Below are 24094 nucleotides of genomic sequence, written 5' to 3' on the forward strand. Positions count from 1 at the left end.
TGCGGACTGCGGACAGGTAAGCCATGCTCGACACACAGCCTGAAATCGTGCCGGCAAAGAAGCTCAGCGCGAAAGTTGCCGGCCTCTATGCCGCGCCGTCCGACGATTTCCAGACGCGGGCTGTGGAGCGGCTGGAGCTTGGATTCGACGGAATTCCCGGCGATTTTCATGGCGGCAATACCCGCCGTTCGGGTGGGCGCGAGCCATGGTATCCGCGCGGGACGGAAATCCGCAACGAGCGGCAGGTGTCGATCGTTGCCTTCGACGAGCTGGCCGTGGTGGCCGAGCGTATGGGACTTGCCGAGATAAAGCCCGAATGGATCGGCGCCAATCTGGTGATCGATGGCCTGTCGAACTTGTCCATGCTGCCTTCGGCAACGCTGTTGTTCTTCGCCGGCGGGGTGACACTGAAGATCGACGCACAGAATGGTCCCTGCCGCCTTTCCGGCCGCTCGATTGCGGAAAATGCCCGCATGGAAGACCAGGATGCCGGCTCGCTTCTGTTTCCCAAGGTGGCAAAGCGCTTGCGCGGGCTTGTCGCCTGGGTTGAAAAGCCCGGGGTTGTTGCGACGGGCGAGGAAATTTCGGTGCGTGTGCCGGAGCAGTGGATCTACCGCGCCTGAGGACGCCGTCATCCTTCGTCGTCGACTGTGCGCAACTGGCGGTAGGCCAGTGCCGCAAGGATGAGCACGCCAAGCAGCATGACCGCGTTGACCGCGTACTTCACAGCAAGCGCCGGCTCGCCGGCGGGTTGAATAACAAAGGAAGTTAGCGCGTTAGCAAGGAGAGCTGCAGCGGCTACGCCAAGCACATGGCTGTTTTTCCACGCTATGCGGCCAGACCACGTCGCAATCAGCGCTCCGCAGCCAGCAAAAGCGAGCAGGGAGGCCGACACGCCGGTCCAATCCGGCGAAGAGAAGATGTGCAGGGCGAGTATGGCAAGCACAAAGGCGGCAACCAGCCATGGCGCCGGTACGTAGCCCGCGCGTTCCTCGGTGTGTACCGGCACGAGTAAGGCGGCGATGCCGAGCAACAGGGCGCAAGCGACCGTGGCAACGAGTTGCGCCTTCGTCGCCATGAAACCCGTAACTCTCAAATGGTCGTCGAAGACGAAGGCGGCTGCCGCCAGATAGAGCGAGATCATGAGAAGGATCCCGATGCGTCCGAGCCAGGGCCGGTCGGCGATGCGTGGTGCGCAGCATTCCACCACCGCGATCGGCGCGGCGAAACTCCAGACAATATGGGTGCTCACGAAGTCTAGCGTCAGATTGGCGCTGATGCCGAGTTGACCCAGCCAGGTCGGCAGCCTTTCGGTGTCCCAATAGGGGATGTTCAGGTCGGTGCCGTAATGCGGGTTGAACAGACTTTGGTCGATCAGCCCGGCCTGGATCAAGCCGAAGGCGGCGGCGAGCAGCAGCATGGTCGGCCAGCCGCGTCCGGTGCGACGCGCGATCTCGCGGATGAGCAGCGCAATCGAACCGTAGAGGGGAGCGAGGATAAGCAGACCCCACATCATCTCCAGCGGGTGATACGTGCTTTCGGCATAGCCGATCAGATACTCGGCACAGATGGGCGAGAGCAGGAACAGGCCGATCAACGGGAGCAGGCGTTGGCCAAGCACTGGCTTCGACAAGACAGTCAACGCGGAAGGCATCCGAAAAGCCCTTGGCTATTATTGGAGTGTGTGCTCTAATATTGATCGAGAAGCCGAAAACTGTCAAGCGACCGAGATCGCCCAATGCGCACCGTCGATCCTGAAAAACATGCCCGCAAGCGCGCCGACATCCTTGTCGCTGCCGCCGAGGAATTCGCCGCCAACGGCGTCGACGGCACCTCGACTGCCGCGATCTGCCGCCGCGCCAGCATTGGTTCCGGTACGCTGTTCCACTATTTCCCGACCAAGCTCGACATCGTGCATGGCCTGTTTGGAGATGCCTTCGCGCGAATGGCTGCGGTCTACAGTGAGGCTGAAGCCGAAGACGATCCGGAAGCCGGGTTCAACTGCATCCTGCACCATCTGTTCGACGATCTCGCCAATCCGCTAGCGCCGGGGCTCATGGCTGTGGCGCTGCTGCAAATCGGTCGCGACGAGGCGTTTGCACGAATGTTCGGTGAGGACGAAGAGCGGGCAAGGCGTTCGCTCACCATCCTCCTGGAACGCATGGCCGATCACGGCGCCCAACTCGCCTTTCCGCCGGAACGCGCTGCCGCCTGGATTCAACATCTCTTCGACGCCAGCTTCCTTGCCTCTGGCAACGCCGGGTTCGATGCCGCATTGCAGACGGCGGAACTGCGCACGGTGATCGGCTGGTTGATCGGGCGTGGCAAAGCCGGGGCAGCTCAGCTGGGGTAGGCAACCGGTTTCGACCAGGCCGGATCCTCGTGTTTATGCCAATAGAGTTTCTCCAGCCGGCTGGTGATCGGTCCAACCTTGCCGTCGGCGATCGGGATGCCGTCGACCACCGTCACCGGCATGATGCCGCCGGCGGTAGAGGTGATGAAGACCTCGTCGGCCGCTTTAAGTGCCGCTACGCTTACGTCAACCGCCTTACAGTCGAGGCCGAGTTCGCTTGCGAGGTCGAAAACCGTGCGCCGGGTTATGCCGGCCAGAACGCCGACGGCCGGCGTCACCAACCGGCCACCTTCGACCGCGAAGACATTGAAGCCCGGACCTTCGGCGACGTTGCCGTTGAAGTCGAGCAGCAGTGCCGTCTCCGCATTGCGGTCATATGCGTCGTAGAGGCCGCGCACGAGATCGAGCCAGTGATAGTTCTTGATTACGGGATCGATCGACGCCGGCGGGATGCGGATGCGGTCGCTGATCGCGACATGCAGGCCGCGCTCACGCTGCTCGGCGTTGGCGACGGAGCCGAACGGTACCGCGAAAGCCATGAAGCGGTTGATGGCATCGCGCGGATCGCGGCTGAATGTCGGGGAAGCACCGCGCGTGCAAAGCATCTCGACGTAGGAAGCGCGGTGGCCGGAGAGCGCCACGCAGTTGTGCAGGATTTCCGTTACCTGCTCGCGCGTGTACGGGATCGACATGCGCAGCCGCTCCAGGCCACCGAAGAAACGTTCGATATGCAGATCCAGCCGGAAGAAGCGACCGTTCCAGACATGAACGGTATCGTAGGTGGCGTCCGAATGCAGGAAGCCCCAGTCGAGCACCGAGATCTTCGCTTGCGACATCGGCAGATATTGCCCGTCGAGGAAGGCAACGCCGGCTGGATAGCAGTGCGGATCTACATGCCGGCTTTCGAGGGCGGGCAGGGGGCTAACGGTCTGGTCCATGGTCTCTCCTCCGGCTGGCGCATCGGCTCGGGACGCATCGAGTTCCAACGGCATCTTCTGATGGAAAATGCCCGCAAACGATGCGCCATTTCCGTCAAAATGGCGGGCCACATGCTTATGCGGAGATCAAAGCGACCGGGCCGTTGAAACGGAATGATCAAGGAGAACCCGCAACAGCTGTTTCAAATCGGCGCTTGCTTGATCGGATATGTTTCACCGACCGGCTTTCTTTGACGCATTCGGTCCCAGTGAGTGCCTTATCTTCACGCGTCGTTGAAGGGAGAGTGGCAATGACGGTGAGGGAAGTCATTCTGATCGGTGATGAGCGGTTGCGGCAGGTCGCACTGGCCGTCGACCCCGCCAAAGACGATTGGCGGCAGGATGCCGTCGACCTTGCCGATACGCTGGCCGATCTCAAGACCCGGCTCGGTTTCGGTCGCGGGCTGGCCGGGCCGCAGATCGGCTCGCCCTGGCGGCTGATCGCTTTCGACTGCCGGCTGGGTACCTTCGTTGCCGTAAACCCGCGCATCACCTGGTGCTCGAGTGAGACTTTTTCCGTGTGGGACGACTGCTTCAGCATCCCCGGACGGAAAGTGCCGGTAACACGCAGCCGGACCGTCACATTCGAATGCCTGGGTCTCGATGGACAGGGTCGCGTCTTCGAGCGTCTCGAACCCGACCTTGCCGAACTGGTGCAGCACGAGGTGGATCATCTCGACGGGATCTTGATGGTGGATCGAGCCGAGGCTGAAGCTTTGGAGCGCCGCGCCCAGAGTTGACAGGCGAAAGGGGGCGACCTAGTTGAGGGTCATCAGCCAGTTGTACTGGCCGTAAGCGTTAACGTCACTCAACGCGCAAGATCGAACGGCTTTTGCCTCGGTCTGCGCGGCTGTGTCCAGCAGATCGAGGCCAGGAGCCTTGAAGAGGACACAGATGAATATCCAGACCATTCCCAACAGTCCCGTGGATGCGCCGCGCATCGAACGCGTTCGCTTCGACCTCAGGCGCCGCTCGCTTCGGGTCGAACGAAGCATCCGCCTGACGCCCGGTATGCTGCGCATCGTCTTTTCCGGTGACGATCTGCATGACTTCGCAAGCCTCGCACCCGACGACCACATCAAGATCTTCGTGCCGACGCCTTCGGGAGAGGTCGTGCCCCGCTCCTATACGCCGCGGCGCTACGATGCCGAGGCGCGCACGCTGGACATCGATTTCGCACTCCATGACGCCGGCCCGGCGACGAATTGGGCGATCGATGCACGGCCGGGCGACAGGTTGGAGGTCGGTGGACCGAAAGGCTCGACAATCGTCTCGCCGGATATCCGGCACTGGCTTCTGATCGGTGACGAGACAGCGCTTCCCGCCATCGCTCGCCGCATCGAGGAAGCTCGCGAGGGCACCCGCATGACGAGCATCGTTGCCGTGACCGGGCCGCAGGAGCATCTGGTGTTCGACACGCGCGCGGACCTGCTCACGCTGTGGGCCCACCGTTCGATTTCGGACAGCAGCGATCCGAACACGTTGCTGGCGATCCTGAAGACGATCGGCCTGTTGCCCGGAACCTTCGTGTGGATTGCGGCTGAAGCCCTGGTGACGCGCGCCATCCGCAGTTATCTCGTCCAGGAGCGTGGCCATCCGCTGAGCTGGATGAAAGCTTCCGGCTATTGGGTCATGGGCCGCGCGGATGCCCATGAGAAATTCGAGTGATCGCGGGCAATGCCAGGAAAAGTGTTTGGTGTTTTCCGTCCGGAATAGCGTCAGGACCCGGAAATGGCGCGGATCGCCGTTTCCATGGAACGGTGAATCGCTCTAGCTGTGGTTCGAACCTGACCGGCTCCGGAGCCGCGATCATGCATTTGAAGAGCATGGGAAAAGCCGATCATGAAGAACGACAGATCCTCGCGTGAGTTGAGCGAGATCCTGGGGGATCTCGCTCGTGAGGAGGACAGGCTGGGGGAGGCATTGCAGCTCGCGGAAGCTCATCTTCTCGCCGAGCCTGGCGATACGGACATATTGGAATGGCACATCCGACTGCTCGAGCAGCTAGGGCGCAGCGACGAAGCCCTGGTTGCATTCGATCGCTACAAGACCGCGATCCTTGCCCGGCGGCCTGAAAGCCCGCATCGCTGGCAGGAACTTGGTTTCGCACTCTATCGGCAAGCCGAGGTCTGCCGTGCCCTCGGCCGCAGGGAAGAGGCGCGTCGGCTGGTTCTGGAAGCGGTTACCAGGATCGGCAGCTTCGCCGATCACACGGCCTGGATGACGGCTGCGCGATGGTTCTGGGACGATGGCGAATTCGATGGCGCCGGGCGCCTGTGGTACGATGTCATGTTCAGGAGCAACGCCGATGTCGGCCTGGCCGCCGAAATTCTCGAAACCACTACCGCTCTGGGCGACGAGCACAATCATGATTGGGTCTGGCTCGCGCGCATGCGGGCAACGCTGACCGTTCCGGCGCGAAGACGTGAGCGCATCGAGGCCATGTTCCAGCGTGTCGCGCACCAGCCCCTGGCCTGGCGCATCAGGGCCAGGGCACGCGCCATGGCGGATGATCTCGACGGAGCTTCCACCGATCTCGACCGCTACCTTGAAACCGGTGGCGATCCCAGGGCGCAGCTCTGGCGGGCGCAGCTCAACCATCTTATGGGGCGAGCCCATGGTCTGGAGCAGATCGTGTGGAACCGGACACCCGAGGCGGGGGCGCGCGATTATTATGCGGCAGGCTGCGACGTCGCGGAATTCACCGAAGAACTGCAGCAAGAGGGCGAATATGTCGATGCCGACGATTTTGCACGTGCCCGTCGGGTGGAGGCTGAGGTCTACAAGCTTGGAGCGGAACGCTTCGAACATTATTTCAGGACGGGGGACGGCAACAGCGAGGATGCTGATCCGCACGTCTATGCAATGCTGTGCAACAATCTCGGCTCATCCTGGGGCATCAACCAGGAACATTACCTGGAGGGCATAGCCTGGCACGACAAGGGCTGGGCCGTTTCGCCTTTCTGGGAGCAGTACAGCAACCGGCTGCGGAACCAGCTCCACGCTCACGAATGGGCAGGCGTGATCGAGTCCTATGAAGTCCTGCGTCGGGCTTTCGGCAGGAATTGGGGATACGAAAAGCGGTTGAATGGTGTCGGCTATGCCTATGATCAGCTCGGGCGCCAAGGCGATGTACTCACTCTCTACGACGAATTCGCTGACTGGTGTTGGGCATTCGAGACGAACTGGCTCGAGTTCGACGAGGAAGAGAGCCAGCTCGGGCTGGTGCTGCGGGCGGCAAAGGCAGCCGCGCACCAGGGGCGCGATGATCTGCTACGTGAAATTACGCAGAGGCTGCTGGCCTCCGATCGCCTGACTACAAACATAGCGGGCTTTCTCGCCACGGTCTGGGAGGATCACGGCGATCCCGCCGAAGCGGAACGCTGCAGGCAGGCCGTCGCTCCGCAGGAGCCGCCGGCGGTATCGGAGGTGCCGAGGCTTCCTGACCTCGAGACGCTACAGAGGGTCCATGATGGCGTGTTGTTGAATTCGGGTTATGGCGCTCTCACCCTGGCGGCCGAAGATGAGCAAGCCTGGCATTTCGTCGTCACGCGCTATCTGGCGCCCGCCAATGGCGGCCCCTTTTGTCCTGTCAACATCGAAGCGCAACGCGGACGAGAACCGGGCACCCAGGCCTGGCAGGTCGGCCTGGTCGAGGAGCCGGCCGGATTGTTGGCGCGTCTCGGCGGCCGTAAGGTCAATCGGCGTGTTCAGCTTACCCGTTCCCCAACCGGTTCGCTCGACGCCGAGGCACTCCAGAGCGCCGACGATGAGGAGATCGAGGCCTTCTGGCCGCAATTCCAGCAACGCTACGAGAGGGCGGGCAAGATCTGGCAGCAACTTTCGGACACAATCACCATCGAGCACATCAGAGCGCTTCTCGCCGAACTCGAGGCTGCCGGCTATGACTATGGCCAATCGCTGGATCTGGGTATCTGCCTGGCTCAGCGTTCATTGATCAATGGCCGCGAGGAGATCAGCCTTTGCTTCGACCGTTTGCGGGATGGTGATCCCGCTCGACCGGGCAAGGCCTGTGATTTCTACTATTACCGCTATCAGATCGCTGGAACTGAAGAGAAACCTGTTCTTTGTTACATGTATCAGGACAAGAACAATCAGGCTGCCGGAGATATCGAGCCCAGCGCTCCCGATCTGGCGCTGGCTTCACTCGATCACTTCCGGCGTATGACGCGCCGCCTGGAGCGTTGGCGAAAACAGCGGAAGGGTTGAGCGCTCGGGCTGGAGGAGCCGCCACTCTGGCATGGGGCCGAATGGACAACCTGCTGAAGCTCACAGCGAGAGCCGGACACGCGGCTCGAATTTCACACGATCAAGCATGATCATGGAGCGGAATTTGCGGATGTTGGGATTGGCGTAGAGCCGCTGCTTGGTGAAGGTCTCGAATGCAGTGACATCCTCCACCACGACCACAATCACGAAGTCGGCGTCGCCGGTGACCATGTAGCATTGCGTGACTTCGGGTGCGCTGCGCATCTCGCGCTTGAAGGCGTCGATCAGGTCGATCCGCTCGTTCTCCAGTTCGACATTGACCACTGCCGTCAGCGATCTGCCGACAGCCTGCGGATCGACCAAGGCGATATCGGCAAGGATGACGCCTTCCTCGCGTAACCGCCGCACCCTGCGCATGCAGGATGCGGCGGATGACGCGACGCGTTCGGCGAGTTCTGCAAAGGAAAGCCGGTTGTCCTCCTGAAGTGCCGCCAAGATACGTCTGTCGAGATCGTCCAGCGGCGTGCGGGTCGTGTCCTTGGCCATTGCTTTCCCTGGCTGCCGAAAGGAGCTTCAGCGCTCGCTCAGCAGATGTTTGATGAACAGGTTGAACAGTTCGGTCTGGCTGGAGATATCGAGCTTGGCGTAGATGTTCTTGCGGTGGATTTTCACCGTACCCTCGGCGATGCCGAGGATGCGGCCGATCGACATGGATGAATGGCCGCGCAGCACCAGGCTGACGATGGTTTGTTCGCGGCGCGTCAACCGCGACGGCGCGAAAGTGGCAAACGCGCGCTCCACATCGTCGGCATCGTGTGGCTGACCGGGTTCGGCAGTCATTTCCGGCGCCAGATGTTCCCAATGCCGGCTGATGAGCATCGTCACCAGCGAGGCGGTATGCTGCAGGCGGTCGAAGTCTGCGGGCGAGAATGTGACGCTGGAATTCGCCCGCAGCAGCGAATAGGCGAGATAGAAGCCGGGCTGCAACGGCGCCAGGAAGACGATCTCTTCGCTGAGCGAACCCGTCTCCATCGAGATGCAGGGATGGACGTCGGGGGAGTTGTAATATTCAGCCTCGAAGAAGGCATCCGGTGCCAGGTCGACCAGCCGGTGCAGGCCTTTGGGGGCGTGGCGCAGACAGGCGGAATAAACGGCGTCGAGCAGGTAGGTCCCGTCGAGATAGTTGCGCATGATCTGCTGCGAGGAGACCTCGCCCAATCCGTCATGAAGCAGATGAGGGCGGTCTCGCCCTGGATAGGCGAAGATGCAGGACAGATCGAAAGGCGTGACGGCGCGCAGAGCAGCATCCAGGCGCTCCGTGAAACCCGGCTTGCCGAGATGCGCCACCAGTTCGGGCGTTGCCGCATGCCAGGCGGCGAGTTGATCGTTCATTGCCATCGACCCTTCCTGTCCGACGGATCGTGAGTCTGCATATTCCAGTCCCGTCTGAAATCCGCTCGCTGCTCCATGCGAGTCGTCCGGGCGACCTTATCTCGAGTCGCCAAAGGCGACCGTATGGAGGATCGGTCGAACTTCGAAATCACGACAGCAGCTATCCCTCAGGCCATATCCCTTTGGGGATATTTCGCCCCGTGCGCGGCGCTGAAACTATGCCGGATAACCATGGGAGGGCCAGGGCCAATCGACAGGGATTGGCGGCGACCCTCTTTGAAGGAGGGGACAAAGATGAGCAGAAATTCCGACGGGCGGAAAGCCGGCGTCACATACCAGACGGTGGACCAGAGTTATTTCGAACAACGCCAACTGCAACGGCATGCCGGCTTGTTCTCGCTGTGGATGATGGGCGTAGGCGCTGTCATCGCCGGCGAATATTCGGGCTGGAACATCGGTTTCTCCCAAGGCGGCTTCGGCGGCTTGCTTCTCGCCGCGTTGATTATCGGCTTCATGTATATCTGCCTGTGCTGCTCCATTGGTGAGATGAGTGCTGCGCTGCCGCATACGGGCGGCGCCTATTCCTTCTCGCGCACGGCGCTGGGACCATGGGGCGGCTTTACCACGGGTCTTGCCGAAAATATCGAATTCGTGCTGGCACCAGCCGCGAACATGTTCTTCATGAGCTCGTATCTCGCCGCCATATTCGGCACGCCGGAAAGCGTGCTGCCGCTGTGGTGGGTCGGCGGTTACGTGGTGATGCTCGGACTGTCGCTGCGCGGTCTCGAGCTTTCGATGCGGGTCGTCATCTATGTGACCGTGGCTGCGATCGCGGTGCTTCTGTTCTTCTTCGTCGTCGCCATCCCGCATCTGGACTTCGCCCGCTATGCGCTGAACATCGCGGCCGGTCCGCAGGGTTCGACGCTATTGGCGGAAGGGAATGGCGAGTGGCTGCCCTTCGGCTTCACGGGGGTGATGCTGTCGTTGCCTTTCGCGGTCTACATGTTCCTGGCCGTCGAACAGTTGCCGCTCACCGCCGAAGAAGCAAAGAACCCGACGCGTGACATGCCACGCGCGCTGATCCTGTCGATCCTGACCCTGGCAGCGCTGGCACTCGGCGTGCTGTTCTTCAGCGCCTCCATCCCGCAAGGTGCCCACGCGATGGGCTCGTCCGGCGAACCGCTGCTCGACGGCTTCCGCATCATATTCGGTGACGGCTGGGCGAAGCTTCTGGCCTCGGTCGCGGTGCTGGGACTTGCCGCTTCCTTCTTCGCCGGCTCCTTCGCCTCGGGCCGCAACATCTATTCGCTGTCGCGTGCCGGCTATCTGCCGACCACGTTGTCGGTGACCAATGCCCGTACCAAGACGCCAAATATCGCGCTCGCCGCGGGCTCGGCCCTTGCGCTGTTCATGCTGCTGCTTGTCTGGTTCTTGGGCGGCCGGCACAATGTCGCTTTCATGGGCGGGTTCCTGGTCTCGATGATCGTTTTTGCCGGCATGGTGTCATACGTGATGCAGAGCATCGCCTTCCTGAAACTGCGCACCCTCTATGCCGCGATCGAACGACCTTTCGTCAGCCCGTTCGGCCGGTTCGGCGCCTATGCCACGATCCTGATCTGCCTGATCACACTAGGCTATCAGTTCTTCGATCCACTCTATCGCTGGGCGGCGATCGCTGCGGCCGTCTGGTACGCCATTGGCCTAGCCTATTTTGGCTTCTATCGTCGGCATCGCCTGGTGCTGTCGCCTGAAGAGGAATTCGCCGTGTCGGGTGGCATGCGCGGCCAACCTGCGGAGTGAGATCGGGTCAGGCTAGCAAGCAAGAAAACAGCAAGGACAGGAACATGACTGGAAGACTGCAGGGTAAGGTCGCGATCGTCTCGGGCGGGGCGACCGGCATGGGTGGCGCTGCTTCAAAACTGTTCGCGGCGGAAGGTGCGAAGGTGGCTATCGTCGACCGCAATGCGGACGCTTCGGCTGCCACCGTAGCAGAGATCGAAGCCGCCGGCGGCAAGGCTGCGTATTTCGTGGCTGATGTTTCAGACGAGGCGGCAGTGGAGGCGGCGGTGAAGGCAGCTGCCGAGACCTTCGGGCCGGCGACAGTGCTGTTCAATCATGCCGGCACCATCGTCATCAAGCCGTTCCTGGAAACCACGGTGACGGAATGGGACTGGCTGCACGCCGTCAATGTGCGCTCGATGTTCCTGATGACACGCGCCGTGCTGCCGGGCATGATCGCGGCCGGCGGCGGCTCGATCGTCTGCACCTCGTCGATCTCGGCGGTGGCGGCGACGCCGATGGAAGTGCTCTACGACACCACCAAAGGTGCATGCCACATGTTCGCGCGAGCGATCGCGGTCGAGTTCCGCGACCGGAATATCCGCTGCAACGCGGTTTGCCCGGGCTTCATCCGCACGCCGCACGGCCTGCGCGAGGTGGCGGAGCTGCAAGGCTTTGGTGTCGATGTCTCGGAGGCGGCCATCGCCGCCCAGCAGGGGCGTATCGGCGAACCGGAAGAGGTGGCCAAGGCGGCGCTGTTCCTGGCCAGCGACGAATCGAGCTTCGTCAACGGCGCGCATCTGTTCGTCGACAACGCCTTCACGGCGATCTGAGCAATTCAGTCCTCGTCGTCGTCAGGATCGAGCAAGCGGGTGGCGCGCCAGCGCGTCAGCACCTCGTTGGTCTGGTCGACGACGAAGAAGCGCGCCGAGTCGCGATCGTAACCCTCCGACAGCAGCTTTTCGTAGTCGGTATGCTGGTGGCGGACATGCGCGATGGTGGCCAGCCAAACCGCTATGCCCGGCGGCAAGGTCTTCATATGCACTGCGCCCGCTTCTGTACGGATGCGCTCCATGTCGGCATAGGGTGCCAGGGGTAAAAGCGCGGTAAGCGCCTTGGCGATGGCGCGGCGGCGACCGGTGGGGGCGTTCATCTGTCGTTCCGGTTCGGCATAAGCGCGTCGGCCAAAACATCGACTGACGGGAAATAAGGCTTGATGTCGATGACCGGCGTGCCGTCGAGCACGTCGATAGCCTCGATCTCGATGCGCCCGGTTTCCACGTCAAGCGAGACCAGTCGCACCGAATGAAGGCCGATCGGGTTCGGTCGGACCGGGGAGCGCAGTGCAAAAACACCTGTGGCTTCAGTTGCATGGCGCGGTTTCTGCACAATCAGATTCCGCGGCGCATGGTGCATCCAGGTCAAAACATGGATGTGGCTGGTTCGTTCGAGACCGACCAGTCCGGCGCGGTAGGGTTGGTCGATCTGCAGCGATGCCGGTTGGATGGTTTCCCGCGCCGCGCGCATGTTCTTGGGGCAGCTTGAGCGGTCTTTCCAAGGCGAGAGCACATGGCCGATGAAGACGATATGGCCGTCGGACGGTAGCGTGGCTGGATCCTGCTCCAGCGTTTCCTCGCCATCACGCATCTCGAACATCGCTCATTTCCCCGCGCAAGGAGACTGCGCCATTTTCTGGCCATGCAGCGACATTGGCAATTGCGCTGTCTGCGAATTTGACATAAACATATGTTTATATCTTTTCGCGAGCAACGCTAATGCAAGTCGCACTCGACACAATGGTAGATACATTGAAGGCCGCCGCCGAATCCAGCCGCCTGCGCATTCTGGCGCTGCTGGCGCGCGGCGACCTGACGGTGTCGGACCTCACCGAAATCCTCGGACAGTCGCAGCCGCGCGTGTCGCGCCATCTCAAGCTGCTTCTCGAGGCAGGATTGATCGGCCGCTACCAGGAAGGCTCATGGGCGTTCTTTCGCCTCTCGGACCTGGACAATGCACGCGACTTCGTGCTGCGGCTGATTGCCGGCATTCGGGGCGACGACCCGCAGATCGAGCGCGATCTCGAGCGGCTGGCGAGAGTGAAACGCAAGCGGCAGGACCGCGCCGCCGAATATTTCTCGACCAACGCGGCAAGCTGGGACCAGATCCGCTCGCTGCATGTGCCGGAGCGGGCGGTCGAAGCGGCACTGCTCAAGCTGGTCGGCAAGCGGCCATTCCAGTCGATGCTCGATCTCGGCACCGGCACCGGCCGTCTGCTCGAAATCTTTGCACCGCTCTATCGGCGCGGCGTCGGCATCGATATGTCGCGCGAAATGCTGGCGGTGGCTCGCGCCAACCTCGACCAGGCAGGTGTAGCCCATGCGCAGGTACGCCAGGGGGATATCTTCTCGCCGCCGGTGGAGCGCGATTCCTTCGACCTGATCACCATCCACCAGGTGCTGCACTATCTTGACGATCCGGCGCCGGCCATTCGTGCCGCGGCGCGGCTGCTGCGGCCTTCAGGGCGATTGATCATCGTCGATTTCGCCGCGCACACGCTGGAATTCCTGCGTGACGAGCACGCGCATCAGCGCCTTGGCTTTTCCGACAGGCAGATCGCCGATTGGTTTGCAGAGGCCGGGCTCGACCTTGAGGAAAGCCAGGACTTCGAGCCGCGCGGCGGCTCTGACGCCAAGCTCACCGTCAAGCTCTGGCTCGGCCGTGACCGCCGCCTGCTGATCGCCGACCCCAATCCTGAAACCCAATCCGTGCGGGAAATTGCCTGATGAACCAGTTCCGTTTTTCCCGTCGCCCCGACATCGGTGACAAGATCAGGGTTTCATTTGAATTTTTCCCGCCGAAGACCGACGAGATGGAGGTCCGGCTGTGGGAAACGGTGAAGCGGCTGGAGCCGCTGAAGCCGAACTTCGTTTCCGTTACCTATGGTGCCGGCGGTTCGACACGGGAGCGCACGGCGCGCACGGTGCGTCGCATTCTCAATGAAACCGCCATCCCGGCGGCGGCCCATCTCACTTGCGTAGGGGCGACGCGCGAGGAGGTGGATGCGGTGATCCGCGACTATTTCGCCACCGGCATCAAGCGCTTCGTGGCGCTGCGTGGCGACCCGGCCTCCGGCGTAGGCCAAGCCTATGCGCCGCATCCCGGTGGTTACCAGAATGGCGCCGAGCTGGTGGGTGGGCTCAAAGCGATCGCCGACTTCGATATCTCCGTTGCCGCCTACCCGGAAAAGCATCCGGAGAGCCCGGATTTCGCAACAGACATCGAGATGCTGAAGCGCAAGGTGGACAATGGCGCCAAACGGGCGATTACCCAGTTCTTCTACGATAACGATCTCTACGAACGCTATGTCGAGCGGGTGCGCCGCGCCGGCATCTACATTCCGATCGTGCCGGGCATCCAACCGGTGCACAATTTTCGGCAGGTGGCGAATTTTGCCTCGCGTGCCGGTGCCCATGTGCCGGCCTGGCTCGCCGAGCGCTTCGAGGGATTGGACAACGATCCGCAGACGCACATGCTGGTGGCATCCGCGGTGGCTGCGGAACAGGTGCTCGACCTCGTCGAGCGCGGTGTCGGCGATTTCCATTTCTACACGATGAACCGCGCCGATCTCGTCTTCGCTATCTGCCACATGATCGGTATCCGTGCGCATCAGACGGCACCGGAAGTGCCGGAAAGTCAGTCCAAGACGGGTTCGGCAGCGGCGTGAGCTGGCAGCCTTATTAGTCGTCTGCAGGCGCCCTGCTGACGCTTGCGTTGCTCTCGGCCAATGCGATTGTCTGCTCGATGCGGCGGCGCCGCGCCTCTGGCTGGCCTGCCTTGTCGATCCAACTCAGGATCAGCGTTCTGGAAGGCGAGGGCAGCCGCTCGAAGTTGCGGTAAGCGATGCGGTTCCCGTCGAATTCCCGCTGCAAATCCGGCGGCAGGCCGAGCGGCTTCGCCCCCATCGAGGCTTCCCATGTGCCGGCGCTTCTGGCGCGGTGGATCGCAGCAAGGCCGGCGTCACGCATACGGCCATGGTCGATCAGCTTTTCGGCACGCTCCCGGTTGATGCGATCCCAGGCGCTGTTGGCCGGGCGGGGCCGGAAGGTGAGGTAGAAACTGTCATTGTCACGCTTGGTCGCGCGGCCGTCGGCCCAGCCGTAGCAGAGTGCCTCTTCGATCGCTTCGTGGAAATGAACGCCCGGTGTTTCGCTGGTCTTGTGGCGGATGACCAGCCGCGCGCCGTTCGCAGCACCACTGTTTTTCTCCAGCCAGTCGCGCCACGCAGCACGGCTGGCAAGGAAAAGCGTCTGCGCGTCGTTTCGGGCACTGGATTCGTCGATCCGCATCGCTCGCCATCCTGACCCCGGCCCCTTGGTCACTATAGAGCGGAGCGGAACTGAATGCAAAAGTTCCGGAAGAGAAAAAGGCCGGGTTTCCCCGGCCTTTTCAATGGTTTGAACTATATGGTGCTGACTTCCCCCGCTGCTGCGGCCTTATGGAAGAACGCCCACAATGAGGGCGCCGATGAACGCAAACGCAGCACAAATCATCAGTGCATTGAGTGGCCTTGTAAGTCCCATGACATAGCCTCCTCTTGGAAAACTATGGACCGAGTCTAGAGGCATTTCAGTCACACACAAGGAGAAAATGTGCTGCAATGCGACAAGACTTTAGAAATTTCGACTTCGATTTTGCCGCTATGCCTTGAATTCCTTGGCTAAATGCAGAGGGGCCGGCTGTGTATAAATTGTGGCTGAAAGGTGTCGAGGACAGTCCGAAAAATAGGCGATATCGGGCGACGGACAGCAAGCTGTTGCACTGCGAAACTCGCATGCTGAAAAGCATGCTCCGCTTCGGTGCATCTTCACTCTCGTTTCTCTTCAATTTTTCAGAACGGTCTCTCGGCGAGCAAACAGGCGCCCATCGATGGTGACCAGGCCCAGGCCGATCAGGAGCATGCCAAAGAGCTCGAACGTCTCGATATGTTCGCCCAGGAAAGCGATGCCGAGCAGGATGGCGCTTACCGGTACGATCAGCGTGACCAGCGAGGCGTTTGTGGCGCCGGCCGAGGCGACAAGGTTGAAATAGAGGATGTAGGCGAAGGCGGTGGAGAGCAATGCCAGGCCGAAGACCGCTGCCCAAACGGATGCGCTGGCCGAGAACAAGCCAGCAGGTCCCGTGGTCAAGAGAATGACCGGGATCATGATGATGGTCGAGGCAGTCAACTGGCCGGTCGCCAGCACCGGTGGCGGTACCATCTTCAGCCGTCGCGCCACCATCAGAGCGAAGGCATAGGACAGCGAAGCGCCGATCAGCGCGAATTTCGGCCACACAGGTCCGCCAAGACCGGCAAGCACGCCGGGGCCGACCATGACGGCGGTGCCGGCGATGCCGAGTCCGATGCCTGCGAGCTTGTTCCAGGACAGCTTCTCGTCGGCGGTCATGGCGTTGGCCACGATCAACGTCCAGAATGGCGTCGTCGCATTCAGCACCGAGGCAATGCCTGCGCCAAGCTCGGTCTGGCCGGCGAAAATCAGCGAGAAGGGGATGACGTTGTTGGTGAGGGCCAGCAGGAAGAACAAGCCAATGTGCGGCAATGCCAATTTGAACGATGGGCCTCGCAGCAAGAGATAGATGTGCAGTGCAGCCGCCGCGATTGTCACGCGAAACAGCACCAGAACCAGAGGGTGCATTTCCGCCACCGCGACGCGGGCGAAGAAAAAGGAGCCGCCCCAGATCGCCCCGAGCAGCAGAAGCTGGCCCCAGTCCTTGAGACTCATCGGGCCGGTCTGGGTGGCCTGAGTGGCTGTGCGCATAACGGATCGCGCCCCCTTGCGCGGTGCTTGCTGGCCTTCTGAAACTAGCCGCCCTGGATCGTACCGCCACCCGAATCCTGCAGGCGAGAACAAGGCTCCTGACAGCTTTGTCAGTGGGTTCATGGGCAAAACGAATGGACACGCTCCTGTTTTCTTTCCCGGCTAGTGAGGTTTAAGTGCGCATACCGAGAAAGGGATTCGCCTCATGCAGCGATTCGAAAATGCCCGCGAGGCAGCCCTCGCTCTTCGCCCCGACGATCCGATCTACTGCTTCCGTCCGCAAGTGCTGAAAGCCGATGCGCGGCAGTTCATGGATATGTTCCCCGGCAAGACCGCCTATGCGGTGAAGACCAATGGCGAGCAGATCGTCCTGAAGGCGCTGACTGAGGCCGGCGTCACCGCCTTCGACGTCGCATCGCCAGGCGAATTCGCCGCTGTGCGTGCCGTCTCTTCGGATGCGGAAATGCTCTACATGCATCCCATCAAGGCGCAGTCCGACATCAAGCTGGCGCTGGAGAAATACGGCATCCGCGTCGTTGCCATCGACCATGAGGACGAGATCACCAAGCTGACGCGCGTGGTGCGCGCGCTCGACATCGATCCTGGTGCGCTCACCGTTTTCGTGCGTGTTCAAACCAAGGGCCATGCAGCCTACGAACTGTCCAAGAAATTCGGCGCGGGGCCGGCGAATGCGGTGGAACTGGCGGAGCGATTGGCGCGCACCGGCTACAAAGTCGGGCTGTGCTTTCATGTCGGCAGCCAGATCGAGGATCCCGACACCTACGAGAGGGCACTGGCCTCGGCCGACTGGGTGCGCAACCGTCTTTCCTTCGATCTCGCGGGTCTCGATGTCGGCGGTGGCTTCCCGGCAGAATACGGTCACGATCCCAACCGCAAACATGTCGAAATGCCATCGCTCGGCCAGATCATGTCCAGGCTATCGGGCGATCTGAAAGAGTATGGCTTCGATCAGATGCCGCTGGTGGCAGAGCCCGGCCGCGTGATCGTGGCGCGCTGCCTTTCCCTGATCGTGCGCGTGCTTCTGCGCAAAGGCAGGCGGCTCTACATCAATGACGGTATCTGGGCTTCGCTGTCGGATTCCTGGACTGGCAAGATCACCTTGCCGGCGCGCTTCATTCCCGATCCTGCGATCCGTTCGCGCAACGGCTCGGAGAAAAACATCGTGCCGTTCAAGGTTTGCGGAGCGACCTGCGATTCCGTCGACATCCTCTCACGGCCGTTCTGGCTGCCGGAAACGGTGGACACGGGCGACTGGATCGAGATCGGCCATATCGGCGCCTATTCGCTGTCGCTGAGGACCCGTTTCAACGGCTTCTATCCCGACACTTTCGTGGAAGTGACGACGCCTTTCGATGAGGGCGAGGCGCCGCAGGGGTTTGCCAGCCTGGAGACAATGGCGGATTAACTGGAGAGGTTCACCGATGGGGAGAACGATCCTGAAGGCGCTGCATCTCTTATAGGAGCCTTGCTGGCCTTGACCGCGACGGCCTCGGCGACGACCGTGACGCTCAAGCTGCCCGGGAAAGAGAAACCGCGCACGACCAGCGTGGCGTATGCCTGTCCCGGCCAGGAAGTGGCCGTCAGCTATGTCAACACCAGTGCCAATCAGTTCGCCGTGCTGGATCTCGGAAAAACCACCGTCGTTGCCGTTTCAGTGATCGGCGGCTCCGGTGCGCGCTATGTCGGACAACAGTATGAGTGGTGGACCAAAGGCAGCGAGGCAACCTTTACAGACCTGATGCAAAGCCCGCAGAAACCGGTCACCTGCAAGCAGGCTAAATAGTCACGCCGAAAGCTTTTCGAGAAGCTCCGGGGTTGGCCAGCCATCGGCGGGAATGCCGAGCCTGGCCTGTTCCTTCCGTACCGCATCGCGCGTGTTGGTGCCGAGGATGCCGTCGACCTTGCCAACGTCGTAGCCCCTGGCTTCCAGCTTGGTCTGCAATTCCTTCATCTGCTCCATGCTGAGGCCCGGCTCCGGATTGCGCGGGTCATAGGCCGGCGCGCCGGCGAAACGGGTCGCCATTACCGCTGCGGTGAGCGCATAGGTGAAGGACTGATTCCACTCGATGTAGACGTCGAAATTGTCATAGGTCAGGAAGGCGGGGCCCTTGCGGCCCATCGGCAGCGCGAGACCGGCCTTCAGGCCGTTATCTGCCAGCGGCGAACCGTCCGGGTTGGTGACACCCCACTGGTTCCATTGGCTGATCGGCATCTTGTTGGTGCGCGCCGTCTGCTCCCAGGGCAGGGTGTCGGGCAGGCGTACTTCCTGCACCCAAGGCTGATCGCGCTTCCAGCCCTTGATCTCAAGCTTCTTGGCGGTGGTCATGATGACATCGGGCGCGCTGTTGCGCAGGTCGACTTTGCCGTCGTTGTCGCCGTCGACGCTGTCTTCGAGGTAGTCGATCGGCAGCATCTGCGTCTGGCCGATCTCGCCGGCCCATGCGCCCTGGACGTCGGCTGGCAGATCGCCGCGGTCGATCAGCTTGAGCAGCGGCACGATCTGGCGGCGGAATACCGCGGGGCGGCGGCAGTCGTTCGAGAGTGTGACCAGTGCATTCAGCGTGTTGAAGTCGCCTTGCACCGCCCCGAAGTCGGTCTCCAGAGCCCAGAAAGCCGTGACGATGGCAGGTTGCACGCCGAATTCATCTTGCGCGCGGGAAAAGACCGAGCCGTATTTCTGCAGCATGGTATTGCCCTGCTTCAGCCGATAAGCCGAGATCATGCGGCCGGAGAACTGGGTGAAGGTCTGCGAGAACACGCCCTGGGCGCGGTCGCGTGCCAGGACGCGGGTGTCGAAGGTTGCGTTTTCAAGTGCATCGAGCCCGGTTTTGCCGACGCCAGCCGCCTTGGCTTCCTCCGCGACACCCTGCTTCCAGGTATCGAAATCGCCGCCGCAGGGCGCGGCGGTGGGATCCAGCTTTTGCGTGGCTGCGGGAGCAGACTGCTGGTCTGCGGGCGCGGATTGCTGCGCCATGGCGGAGGTCGCTGCCAATACCGGCAGCAGCGCCGCGATGAGGCTGGAGCGCAGTCGCATGGTCTTCCTTTCGGACTGATTTCGTGGCGCGGTGCAAAGACCGGCGAAAGTCAGTGTCGAAAAGCAGGCCGTGGCCGCCCTGTCAACGGGTGTTCTGCCGCAGCCACTTGTTCCAGGCGGCTTCGGAGCCGTTGAAGACGTTGATGTCGGCGTCGCCCTTCATGCCTGGAATGACACCGGTTCCGGTGTATTGCCAGAAGGTGAAGGGGTGGCTGCCATACTTCTGCGTCGGATGGCCGGCCACTGAACGCAGCCAGTAAGGATAGCCGCGGAAGGTCGACAGGTTGTTGTCGTCGAAAAAGTCGATGGATGTGTAGATGATCGGTTTCTTGCCGTAGTGCTTTTCGACGATCCCAAGGAAAATGCTCATCTCCGAGCGCACCGTCTCTGCCGGCGGCCTGAGCTTGCAGGTGGGCGACTGCGGGTTCCATTCCATGTCGAGCACCGGTGGCATGGAGGATCGGTCGTTCGGTACGTTCTCGATGAACCAGCGTGCTTGTTCCGCTGCGGGGCGGCAGAAATAATAGAAATGATAGGCCGCGCGCGGAACGCCGGCAGCCTTGGTGCCGCGCCAATGGTCGGCGAACATGTCGTCGACGCGGTCACCGCCTTCGGTCGCTTTGATGAAGGCGAAGGAAACACCACTGGCTTTGGCCTTCTGCCAGTTCACCGAGGTCTGGTATTTCGATACGTCCGTGCCGTGGACCGCATAGGACCACGGCGCGCCGCTGTCCCACTCATGTGGCTTGGAATCGGCGAAACGCGGTGCACGCAGCGCGACCGAGGGGCCGCTGGAGCCGGGTGACACCGGGGCAAGCGCGTCGACGGTCGAACAGGCAGAAAGAGCAGTGAAGCAGAGCAGGATCGCGAGACGACGCATCCGAAAATCAAGTCCAGACCGGTGACCGCCGGTCGCGGATGGGTCGTTCTGTCCGGTTCTTAGCCGGTTGCGGTGTCCCCACTTGCCGCCACGCATCCTACTCAATCACCCAACATGGTTGATAATCGGTTGATGCGGACGAATGCGCAAGGATCGTGATGACTTATCCAGCGCGTGTGGGCAATCGCGGAAGGGGGCGGCTCACGGTTCTGTGAAGCAGGGGGTAAGCTGCCGGTGTCTCAACATCTCCAGTTGCGGCGGGGCGGACAATCGCGGCAGATTGGGTGCGGAAATGGGGTTGGGAGGCTGTGTATGCGCGTCGTCGGCAAAATACTGAAATGGCTGCTGGCTCTGGTCGTCATCGCGGTGGTTGGCGCGGTGGTGTGGCTGTGGGTGGCGCCACCGGCGTTGATCCGCGTTGCCGCCAACTACACTGCCAAGATCGTGTGTTCCAATGTGTTCCTGGCCGGGCGTGACGCCGAACAGGTGCTGGCGGTGGACGTGCAGGCTCCAGGACATCCGATCCTGAAGCTGATGATGCTCGATGTCGACAAGGATGCCGGCACGGTCAGTGCCGCCCTGTTCGGTGTCTTCGGCAGGGGCACGGCGGTGCTGCGGCCGGGACTTGGCTGCGCGAATGTGCCCGACGGCAATGTGACGGCGGCCAAGACCATCTCGACCGACCTGTTCGTCCCGCCTGTGGTGCAGGACGTGCTGTGGCCGGCGGGCGGCCGTGTCGAACCCTCGCAGGACCCGGAGGTCATCAAGATCCTCGACGATGTCTCGCTGACCGGCCCCGGCATGCGCGCCGTGGTCGTGGTGCAGAACGGTCGCATCGTGGGCGAACGCTACGGTGCCGGCTTTTCGGACAAGACACCGCTGCTCGGTTGGTCGATGACCAAGTCGGTCAATGCCGCGATCGTGGGAACCCTGGTCAAGGAGGGCAAGCTCGCCATTACCGATCAGGGCCTGTTCCCGGACTGGAAGGCCGACAAGCGCGCTGCCATCACGCTGGCCGATATGATGGCGATGTCGAGCGGGCTGGAATTCAATGAAGATTATGGCGCGGTGACCGACGTTACGCGCATGCTCTATCAGGAACCCGACATGGCAGGTTTCGCTTCGGCCAAGCCGCTGACGGGCGAACCCGGCAAGGCTTATTCCTATTCCAGCGGCACGGCGGTGATGCTGTCGCGTATCTGGCAGAACACCTTTACCGATCCCAAGCAGGCGCTGACCTGGCCACGGCTCAAGCTGTTCGAACCGATCGGCATGACCAGTGCGGTGCTGGAGACCGACGAGCAGGGCACCTTCGTCGGTTCTTCCTATCTCTATGCCACCGCGCGAGACTGGGCACGTTTCGGCCAGTTCCTGTTGCAGGACGGCGTGTGGAACGGGCAGGAAATCCTGCCTGCCGGCTTCGTATCCTGGATGCGTGAGCCGGCGCCCGCTTCCGACGGCATCTATACGCGCGGACAGTTGTGGATCGAGGCACCCGGGAACGAGCACGATCCCGGCGCAACCGCCAAGGCTGGCGTGCCGGCAGACGCATACTGGCTGGAAGGCCACGATGGCCAGACGGTCGCCGTCATCCCGTCACAGAAGCTGGTCATCGTGCGGTTGGGATTGACGCCTTCCAAACTCGGCTACCGTCCGCAGAATCTGACCACGGCGTTGGCGAAGGTGTTGAGAGATTAGCGCCTTGCCACCGCCAACCAGGCGTAGCCACGATAAAGCCTTTCAAATGAAAGGCTTGCGCCGGCTTTGGCGGATTCCGATTCAAGCACTTCGCGCAGTGATTCACGCGGGCTGACGTGGAATTTTTTCAACCACGCCCTGAGCAGCGAGCGGAACCAGCCGGGCAGGCGCTCCTGCTGGCCGAAGTCGACGATGTGCAGCGAACCGCCGGGCGCCAAAGCGGCAAGGCCGGCAGCCACTGTCTTCTCCCAGCCCGGGATCATCGAGAGGGAATAGGAAACGAAGACGCGGTCGAAGCGCGCGACGCCGAACAGCGCCTGGGCGTCAAAGTCGGTGGCGTCGGCGCGCGCGAGCAGGGCCCTGCCGGCAATGCCTTCGCGAGCGATGGCGGCCTGGGCGCTGACAAGCATTTCGGCGGAGATATCGAGGCCATACAAGCGGGCATCGGGATAGCGTCGCGCCGTCAGTGCCAGATTGCGGCCGGTGCCGCAGCCGAGTTCCAGCACGCTGCCGTTGGCGGGAACGTCGAGGCCGACAATCAGCCTGTCGCGACCGAGCAGGTAATATTTGCGGGTCAGGTCATAGATGTGACGCTGCCAGCGATAGACGCCGTCCATCAGATCGGCATGGTTCGCCGGCAGATCCTGGGCGCTCATCAGCCGCGCTTCACATAGAGGTGGAAGCCGCCATAGATCGCAGAGCGATCGCGGGCGGAGTAGTCGCGCGAGGCATCTTCTTCATAGGCCCACTGGTCGAGCAGCGAAGATGAGACGCGGCCAGGCAGGAGGCTCGGCTCGGCAGCGGTGCGGAAGATGACGCGGGCGCCAGGCGATGCGGAGCGAGTGATCTCCGTCCATAGCGCATTCAACTGGCCGTCGGTCATCCAGTCCTGGGCGTCGAGCAGGATGAAACGGTCGACGGTGCCGGCATCCTTGGCGGCGAGGAACTCGATCATGTTGGCATGGTTGATGGTGACGCGCCCGACATTGGCCTTGAGAACCGCGTGGTTCTTCTTTTCCAGATAGGCGGGAAGGGCAGCTTCGCCCGGATCGGGATAACGCCGCGCGAAAGCCTGCCAGGCGAAATAATTGTCCTTCAATGGGAAATCGCAGGCGAGTTTCTCAAGGCGGGCTTTCAGCACGCTGGCCATCGAGCCGTCGCCCGAGGTGATCAGCGAATCGTATTGCGCCGGTGGGATGCCAAGCCCGAAGAGCGAGGCTTTGCGTGACGTGGCCCAGCGAAGGAGCTTGCGGTCGAATACCGGGGCCAGTTTCTCATCGAAGAAACGGCGTTGCTCGGCAAGATCCCTGGCCGCCATGATACCGGTCGGGTTGACGCCGAAAAGGCGGCCCGTGCGGTGACCGGCGGCGATGAACAGGCCAAGCAGGCCGGTGCGGTAGAAGTTGCGATCGAACACCTCGATGCGGCGACGCCCTCGCCAATTGCGCTTCTCCCAATAATGGCGGCTGATCGGATCGAGATTGGGAGCGATGAAGCGGTCATAAGCGGCTGAATTGTGCTCGATGCCTGCTGCGCCAAAGAAACGGAACAGGTCGGCCTGGTTAGGCAGATGGCGTACCGCCGTCAGCTTCATGCGGTTCAATGCGATGTGGGCGGCATTGAGATCGACCGCGTCGATCCTGGCAGGCGACCGCGTCAGATAGGCCAGGATGTTGCAGCCGCCCGATGCGATAGTGACGACACGATGGCCTTCACCGAGCTGCATCGCTTCCATGTCGATGTCGGGGTCTTCCCAGATCTGCGGGTACACGAGACCGGAAAAGAGCAGGGCGAACAGGCGTTCCGAGATGCCGGCCTTGGAGAGAGCGCGGTTCTGGTAGACCGCTTTTCCCACTTCCTTGCCGCGCTTGAAAACCAGTTCCGCAGAAACGTCCGACATGGCAAGGCGATTCC

The 24094-nt window shown here is 61.9% G+C and carries 24 protein-coding genes; 12 read left to right on the forward strand and 12 right to left on the reverse strand.

Annotation, left to right across the window (positions count from 1 at the left end):
- Positions 1-23 precede the first annotated feature (23 nt).
- Positions 24-623, forward strand: a complete 600-nt coding sequence (locus tag ACFWXH_RS09715; protein ID WP_379119662.1) for an MOSC domain-containing protein — start codon at positions 24-26, stop codon at positions 621-623.
- 8 nt (positions 624-631) lie between these two features.
- Here the strand turns inward: ACFWXH_RS09715 and ACFWXH_RS09720 are convergent, their stop codons facing one another.
- Positions 632-1642: a hypothetical protein gene (locus ACFWXH_RS09720; RefSeq protein WP_379119664.1), complete on the reverse strand. Its 1011-nt coding sequence runs from the start codon at positions 1640-1642 to the stop codon at positions 632-634.
- 96 nt (positions 1643-1738) lie between these two features.
- Here ACFWXH_RS09720 and ACFWXH_RS09725 point away from each other — a divergent pair, with 96 nt between their 5' ends.
- The gene (locus ACFWXH_RS09725; RefSeq protein WP_379119666.1) at positions 1739-2353 is read left to right on the forward strand and encodes a TetR/AcrR family transcriptional regulator; all 615 of its coding nucleotides are present in this window, start codon (positions 1739-1741) and stop codon (positions 2351-2353) included.
- Here the strand turns inward: ACFWXH_RS09725 and ACFWXH_RS09730 are convergent.
- Positions 2341-3291, reverse strand: coding sequence for a D-amino acid aminotransferase (locus tag ACFWXH_RS09730; protein ID WP_379119668.1), 951 nt, complete (start codon positions 3289-3291; stop codon positions 2341-2343). The two genes, ACFWXH_RS09725 and ACFWXH_RS09730, sit on opposite strands and share 13 nt — an antisense overlap.
- 290 nt (positions 3292-3581) lie before the next feature.
- On the opposite strand from ACFWXH_RS09730, the gene ACFWXH_RS09735 reads away from it, so the two are divergent.
- The 3 genes from ACFWXH_RS09735 (at position 3582) to ACFWXH_RS09745 (ending at position 7560) form a co-directional block, all read left to right on the forward strand.
- Positions 3582-4070: a peptide deformylase gene (locus ACFWXH_RS09735; protein ID WP_379119671.1), complete on the forward strand. Its 489-nt coding sequence runs from the start codon at positions 3582-3584 to the stop codon at positions 4068-4070.
- Positions 4071-4224: 154 nt separating this feature from the next.
- Positions 4225-4998 carry a siderophore-interacting protein gene (locus ACFWXH_RS09740; protein ID WP_379119673.1) on the forward strand — a complete coding sequence of 258 codons (774 nt, stop codon included), beginning with the start codon at positions 4225-4227 and terminating at the stop codon, positions 4996-4998.
- 174 nt (positions 4999-5172) lie between these two features.
- Positions 5173-7560, forward strand: coding sequence for a hypothetical protein (locus ACFWXH_RS09745; RefSeq protein WP_379119675.1), 2388 nt, complete (start codon positions 5173-5175; stop codon positions 7558-7560).
- A gap of 60 nt (positions 7561-7620) precedes the next feature.
- Here the strand turns inward: ACFWXH_RS09745 and ACFWXH_RS09750 are convergent, their stop codons facing one another.
- Both ACFWXH_RS09750 and ACFWXH_RS09755 read right to left on the reverse strand, forming a co-directional pair.
- Positions 7621-8106 (reverse strand): Lrp/AsnC family transcriptional regulator, encoded by a 486-nt coding sequence (locus ACFWXH_RS09750; RefSeq protein WP_379119677.1) that lies wholly within the window; start codon positions 8104-8106, stop codon positions 7621-7623.
- A gap of 27 nt (positions 8107-8133) precedes the next feature.
- Positions 8134-8958, reverse strand: a complete 825-nt coding sequence (locus tag ACFWXH_RS09755; protein ID WP_379119678.1) for a LuxR C-terminal-related transcriptional regulator — start codon at positions 8956-8958, stop codon at positions 8134-8136.
- A 288-nt stretch (positions 8959-9246) separates the two neighbouring features.
- Here ACFWXH_RS09755 and ACFWXH_RS09760 point away from each other — a divergent pair, with 288 nt between their 5' ends.
- Both ACFWXH_RS09760 and ACFWXH_RS09765 read left to right on the forward strand, forming a co-directional pair.
- On the forward strand, positions 9247-10752 hold the full coding sequence (locus ACFWXH_RS09760) for an amino acid permease (protein ID WP_379119681.1): 1506 nt from the start codon (positions 9247-9249) through the stop codon (positions 10750-10752).
- A gap of 44 nt (positions 10753-10796) precedes the next feature.
- The gene (locus ACFWXH_RS09765; RefSeq protein WP_379119683.1) at positions 10797-11564 is read left to right on the forward strand and encodes an SDR family NAD(P)-dependent oxidoreductase; all 768 of its coding nucleotides are present in this window, start codon (positions 10797-10799) and stop codon (positions 11562-11564) included.
- A 5-nt stretch (positions 11565-11569) separates the two neighbouring features.
- Here the strand turns inward: ACFWXH_RS09765 and ACFWXH_RS09770 are convergent, their stop codons facing one another.
- Both ACFWXH_RS09770 and tsaA read right to left on the reverse strand, forming a co-directional pair.
- The gene (locus ACFWXH_RS09770) at positions 11570-11884 is read right to left on the reverse strand and encodes a DUF2293 domain-containing protein (RefSeq protein ID WP_054308270.1); all 315 of its coding nucleotides are present in this window, start codon (positions 11882-11884) and stop codon (positions 11570-11572) included.
- The gene (tsaA, locus tag ACFWXH_RS09775; RefSeq protein WP_379119687.1) at positions 11881-12387 is read right to left on the reverse strand and encodes a tRNA (N6-threonylcarbamoyladenosine(37)-N6)-methyltransferase TrmO; all 507 of its coding nucleotides are present in this window, start codon (positions 12385-12387) and stop codon (positions 11881-11883) included. The genes ACFWXH_RS09770 and tsaA overlap by 4 nt, the downstream gene beginning before the upstream one ends.
- A gap of 119 nt (positions 12388-12506) precedes the next feature.
- On the opposite strand from tsaA, the gene ACFWXH_RS09780 reads away from it, so the two are divergent.
- The gene (locus tag ACFWXH_RS09780) at positions 12507-13514 is read left to right on the forward strand and encodes a metalloregulator ArsR/SmtB family transcription factor (protein ID WP_054308268.1); all 1008 of its coding nucleotides are present in this window, start codon (positions 12507-12509) and stop codon (positions 13512-13514) included.
- Positions 13514-14455 carry a methylenetetrahydrofolate reductase [NAD(P)H] gene (metF, locus tag ACFWXH_RS09785; protein ID WP_379119690.1) on the forward strand — a complete coding sequence of 314 codons (942 nt, stop codon included), beginning with the start codon at positions 13514-13516 and terminating at the stop codon, positions 14453-14455. The genes ACFWXH_RS09780 and metF overlap by 1 nt, the downstream gene beginning before the upstream one ends.
- A gap of 13 nt (positions 14456-14468) precedes the next feature.
- On the opposite strand, the gene ACFWXH_RS09790 is transcribed toward metF, so the two are convergent.
- The gene (locus tag ACFWXH_RS09790; protein ID WP_379119692.1) at positions 14469-15077 is read right to left on the reverse strand and encodes a YdeI family protein; all 609 of its coding nucleotides are present in this window, start codon (positions 15075-15077) and stop codon (positions 14469-14471) included.
- A gap of 534 nt (positions 15078-15611) precedes the next feature.
- Entirely contained in the window at positions 15612-16547 is a 936-nt protein-coding gene (locus ACFWXH_RS09795) for a DMT family transporter (RefSeq protein WP_379119694.1), read from the reverse strand.
- A gap of 205 nt (positions 16548-16752) precedes the next feature.
- Between ACFWXH_RS09795 and ACFWXH_RS09800 the strand changes: the two genes are divergently transcribed.
- Positions 16753-17973: an alanine racemase gene (locus ACFWXH_RS09800; protein ID WP_379119696.1), complete on the forward strand. Its 1221-nt coding sequence runs from the start codon at positions 16753-16755 to the stop codon at positions 17971-17973.
- 69 nt (positions 17974-18042) lie between these two features.
- Positions 18043-18351 (forward strand): MliC family protein, encoded by a 309-nt coding sequence (locus tag ACFWXH_RS09805; protein WP_379119698.1) that lies wholly within the window; start codon positions 18043-18045, stop codon positions 18349-18351.
- On the opposite strand, the gene ACFWXH_RS09810 is transcribed toward ACFWXH_RS09805, so the two are convergent.
- Positions 18352-19602: a lytic murein transglycosylase gene (locus ACFWXH_RS09810; protein ID WP_379119700.1), complete on the reverse strand. Its 1251-nt coding sequence runs from the start codon at positions 19600-19602 to the stop codon at positions 18352-18354. It lies immediately after the preceding gene.
- 82 nt (positions 19603-19684) lie between these two features.
- The gene (locus tag ACFWXH_RS09815) at positions 19685-20482 is read right to left on the reverse strand and encodes a GH25 family lysozyme (protein WP_379119702.1); all 798 of its coding nucleotides are present in this window, start codon (positions 20480-20482) and stop codon (positions 19685-19687) included.
- 312 nt (positions 20483-20794) lie between these two features.
- Between ACFWXH_RS09815 and ACFWXH_RS09820 the strand changes: the two genes are divergently transcribed.
- Positions 20795-22180, forward strand: a complete 1386-nt coding sequence (locus ACFWXH_RS09820) for a serine hydrolase domain-containing protein (RefSeq protein WP_379119704.1) — start codon at positions 20795-20797, stop codon at positions 22178-22180.
- Here ACFWXH_RS09820 and ACFWXH_RS09825 read toward each other — a convergent pair.
- Both ACFWXH_RS09825 and ACFWXH_RS09830 read right to left on the reverse strand, forming a co-directional pair.
- Positions 22177-22836 carry a class I SAM-dependent methyltransferase gene (locus tag ACFWXH_RS09825; RefSeq protein WP_379119706.1) on the reverse strand — a complete coding sequence of 220 codons (660 nt, stop codon included), beginning with the start codon at positions 22834-22836 and terminating at the stop codon, positions 22177-22179. The two genes, ACFWXH_RS09820 and ACFWXH_RS09825, sit on opposite strands and share 4 nt — an antisense overlap.
- Positions 22836-24080 (reverse strand): DUF3419 family protein, encoded by a 1245-nt coding sequence (locus ACFWXH_RS09830; protein ID WP_379119708.1) that lies wholly within the window; start codon positions 24078-24080, stop codon positions 22836-22838. The genes ACFWXH_RS09825 and ACFWXH_RS09830 overlap by 1 nt, the downstream gene beginning before the upstream one ends.
- Between the last annotated feature and the right edge of the window lie 14 nt (positions 24081-24094).

The organism is Mesorhizobium sp. NPDC059054 (genome assembly GCF_042739215.1).
Classification (GTDB): domain Bacteria; phylum Pseudomonadota; class Alphaproteobacteria; order Rhizobiales; family Rhizobiaceae; genus Mesorhizobium.

Bases quoted from the DNA above. Each gene is read 5' to 3' on its own strand.
- ACFWXH_RS09790 (WP_379119692.1), bottom strand. From the start codon at position 15,077: ATGCGGATCGACGAATCCAGTGCCCGAAACGACGCGCAGACGCTTTTC.
- ACFWXH_RS09740 (WP_379119673.1), top strand. From the start codon at position 4,225: ATGAATATCCAGACCATTCCCAACAGTCCCGTGGATGCGCCGCGCATC.
- ACFWXH_RS09730 (WP_379119668.1), bottom strand. From the start codon at position 3,291: ATGGACCAGACCGTTAGCCCCCTGCCCGCCCTCGAAAGCCGGCATGTA.
- metF (WP_379119690.1), top strand. From the start codon at position 13,514: ATGAACCAGTTCCGTTTTTCCCGTCGCCCCGACATCGGTGACAAGATC.
- tsaA (WP_379119687.1), bottom strand. From the start codon at position 12,387: ATGTTCGAGATGCGTGATGGCGAGGAAACGCTGGAGCAGGATCCAGCC.
- ACFWXH_RS09820 (WP_379119704.1), top strand. From the start codon at position 20,795: ATGCGCGTCGTCGGCAAAATACTGAAATGGCTGCTGGCTCTGGTCGTC.
- ACFWXH_RS09815 (WP_379119702.1), bottom strand. From the start codon at position 20,482: ATGCGTCGTCTCGCGATCCTGCTCTGCTTCACTGCTCTTTCTGCCTGT.
- ACFWXH_RS09780 (WP_054308268.1), top strand. From the start codon at position 12,507: ATGCAAGTCGCACTCGACACAATGGTAGATACATTGAAGGCCGCCGCC.
- ACFWXH_RS09810 (WP_379119700.1), bottom strand. From the start codon at position 19,602: ATGCGACTGCGCTCCAGCCTCATCGCGGCGCTGCTGCCGGTATTGGCA.
- ACFWXH_RS09755 (WP_379119678.1), bottom strand. From the start codon at position 8,958: ATGGCAATGAACGATCAACTCGCCGCCTGGCATGCGGCAACGCCCGAA.
- ACFWXH_RS09715 (WP_379119662.1), top strand. From the start codon at position 24: ATGCTCGACACACAGCCTGAAATCGTGCCGGCAAAGAAGCTCAGCGCG.
- ACFWXH_RS09770 (WP_054308270.1), bottom strand. From the start codon at position 11,884: ATGAACGCCCCCACCGGTCGCCGCCGCGCCATCGCCAAGGCGCTTACC.
- ACFWXH_RS09735 (WP_379119671.1), top strand. From the start codon at position 3,582: ATGACGGTGAGGGAAGTCATTCTGATCGGTGATGAGCGGTTGCGGCAG.
- ACFWXH_RS09760 (WP_379119681.1), top strand. From the start codon at position 9,247: ATGAGCAGAAATTCCGACGGGCGGAAAGCCGGCGTCACATACCAGACG.
- ACFWXH_RS09830 (WP_379119708.1), bottom strand. From the start codon at position 24,080: ATGTCGGACGTTTCTGCGGAACTGGTTTTCAAGCGCGGCAAGGAAGTG.
- ACFWXH_RS09765 (WP_379119683.1), top strand. From the start codon at position 10,797: ATGACTGGAAGACTGCAGGGTAAGGTCGCGATCGTCTCGGGCGGGGCG.
- ACFWXH_RS09800 (WP_379119696.1), top strand. From the start codon at position 16,753: ATGCAGCGATTCGAAAATGCCCGCGAGGCAGCCCTCGCTCTTCGCCCC.
- ACFWXH_RS09825 (WP_379119706.1), bottom strand. From the start codon at position 22,836: ATGAGCGCCCAGGATCTGCCGGCGAACCATGCCGATCTGATGGACGGC.
- ACFWXH_RS09750 (WP_379119677.1), bottom strand. From the start codon at position 8,106: ATGGCCAAGGACACGACCCGCACGCCGCTGGACGATCTCGACAGACGT.
- ACFWXH_RS09795 (WP_379119694.1), bottom strand. From the start codon at position 16,547: ATGCGCACAGCCACTCAGGCCACCCAGACCGGCCCGATGAGTCTCAAG.
- ACFWXH_RS09725 (WP_379119666.1), top strand. From the start codon at position 1,739: ATGCGCACCGTCGATCCTGAAAAACATGCCCGCAAGCGCGCCGACATC.
- ACFWXH_RS09745 (WP_379119675.1), top strand. From the start codon at position 5,173: ATGAAGAACGACAGATCCTCGCGTGAGTTGAGCGAGATCCTGGGGGAT.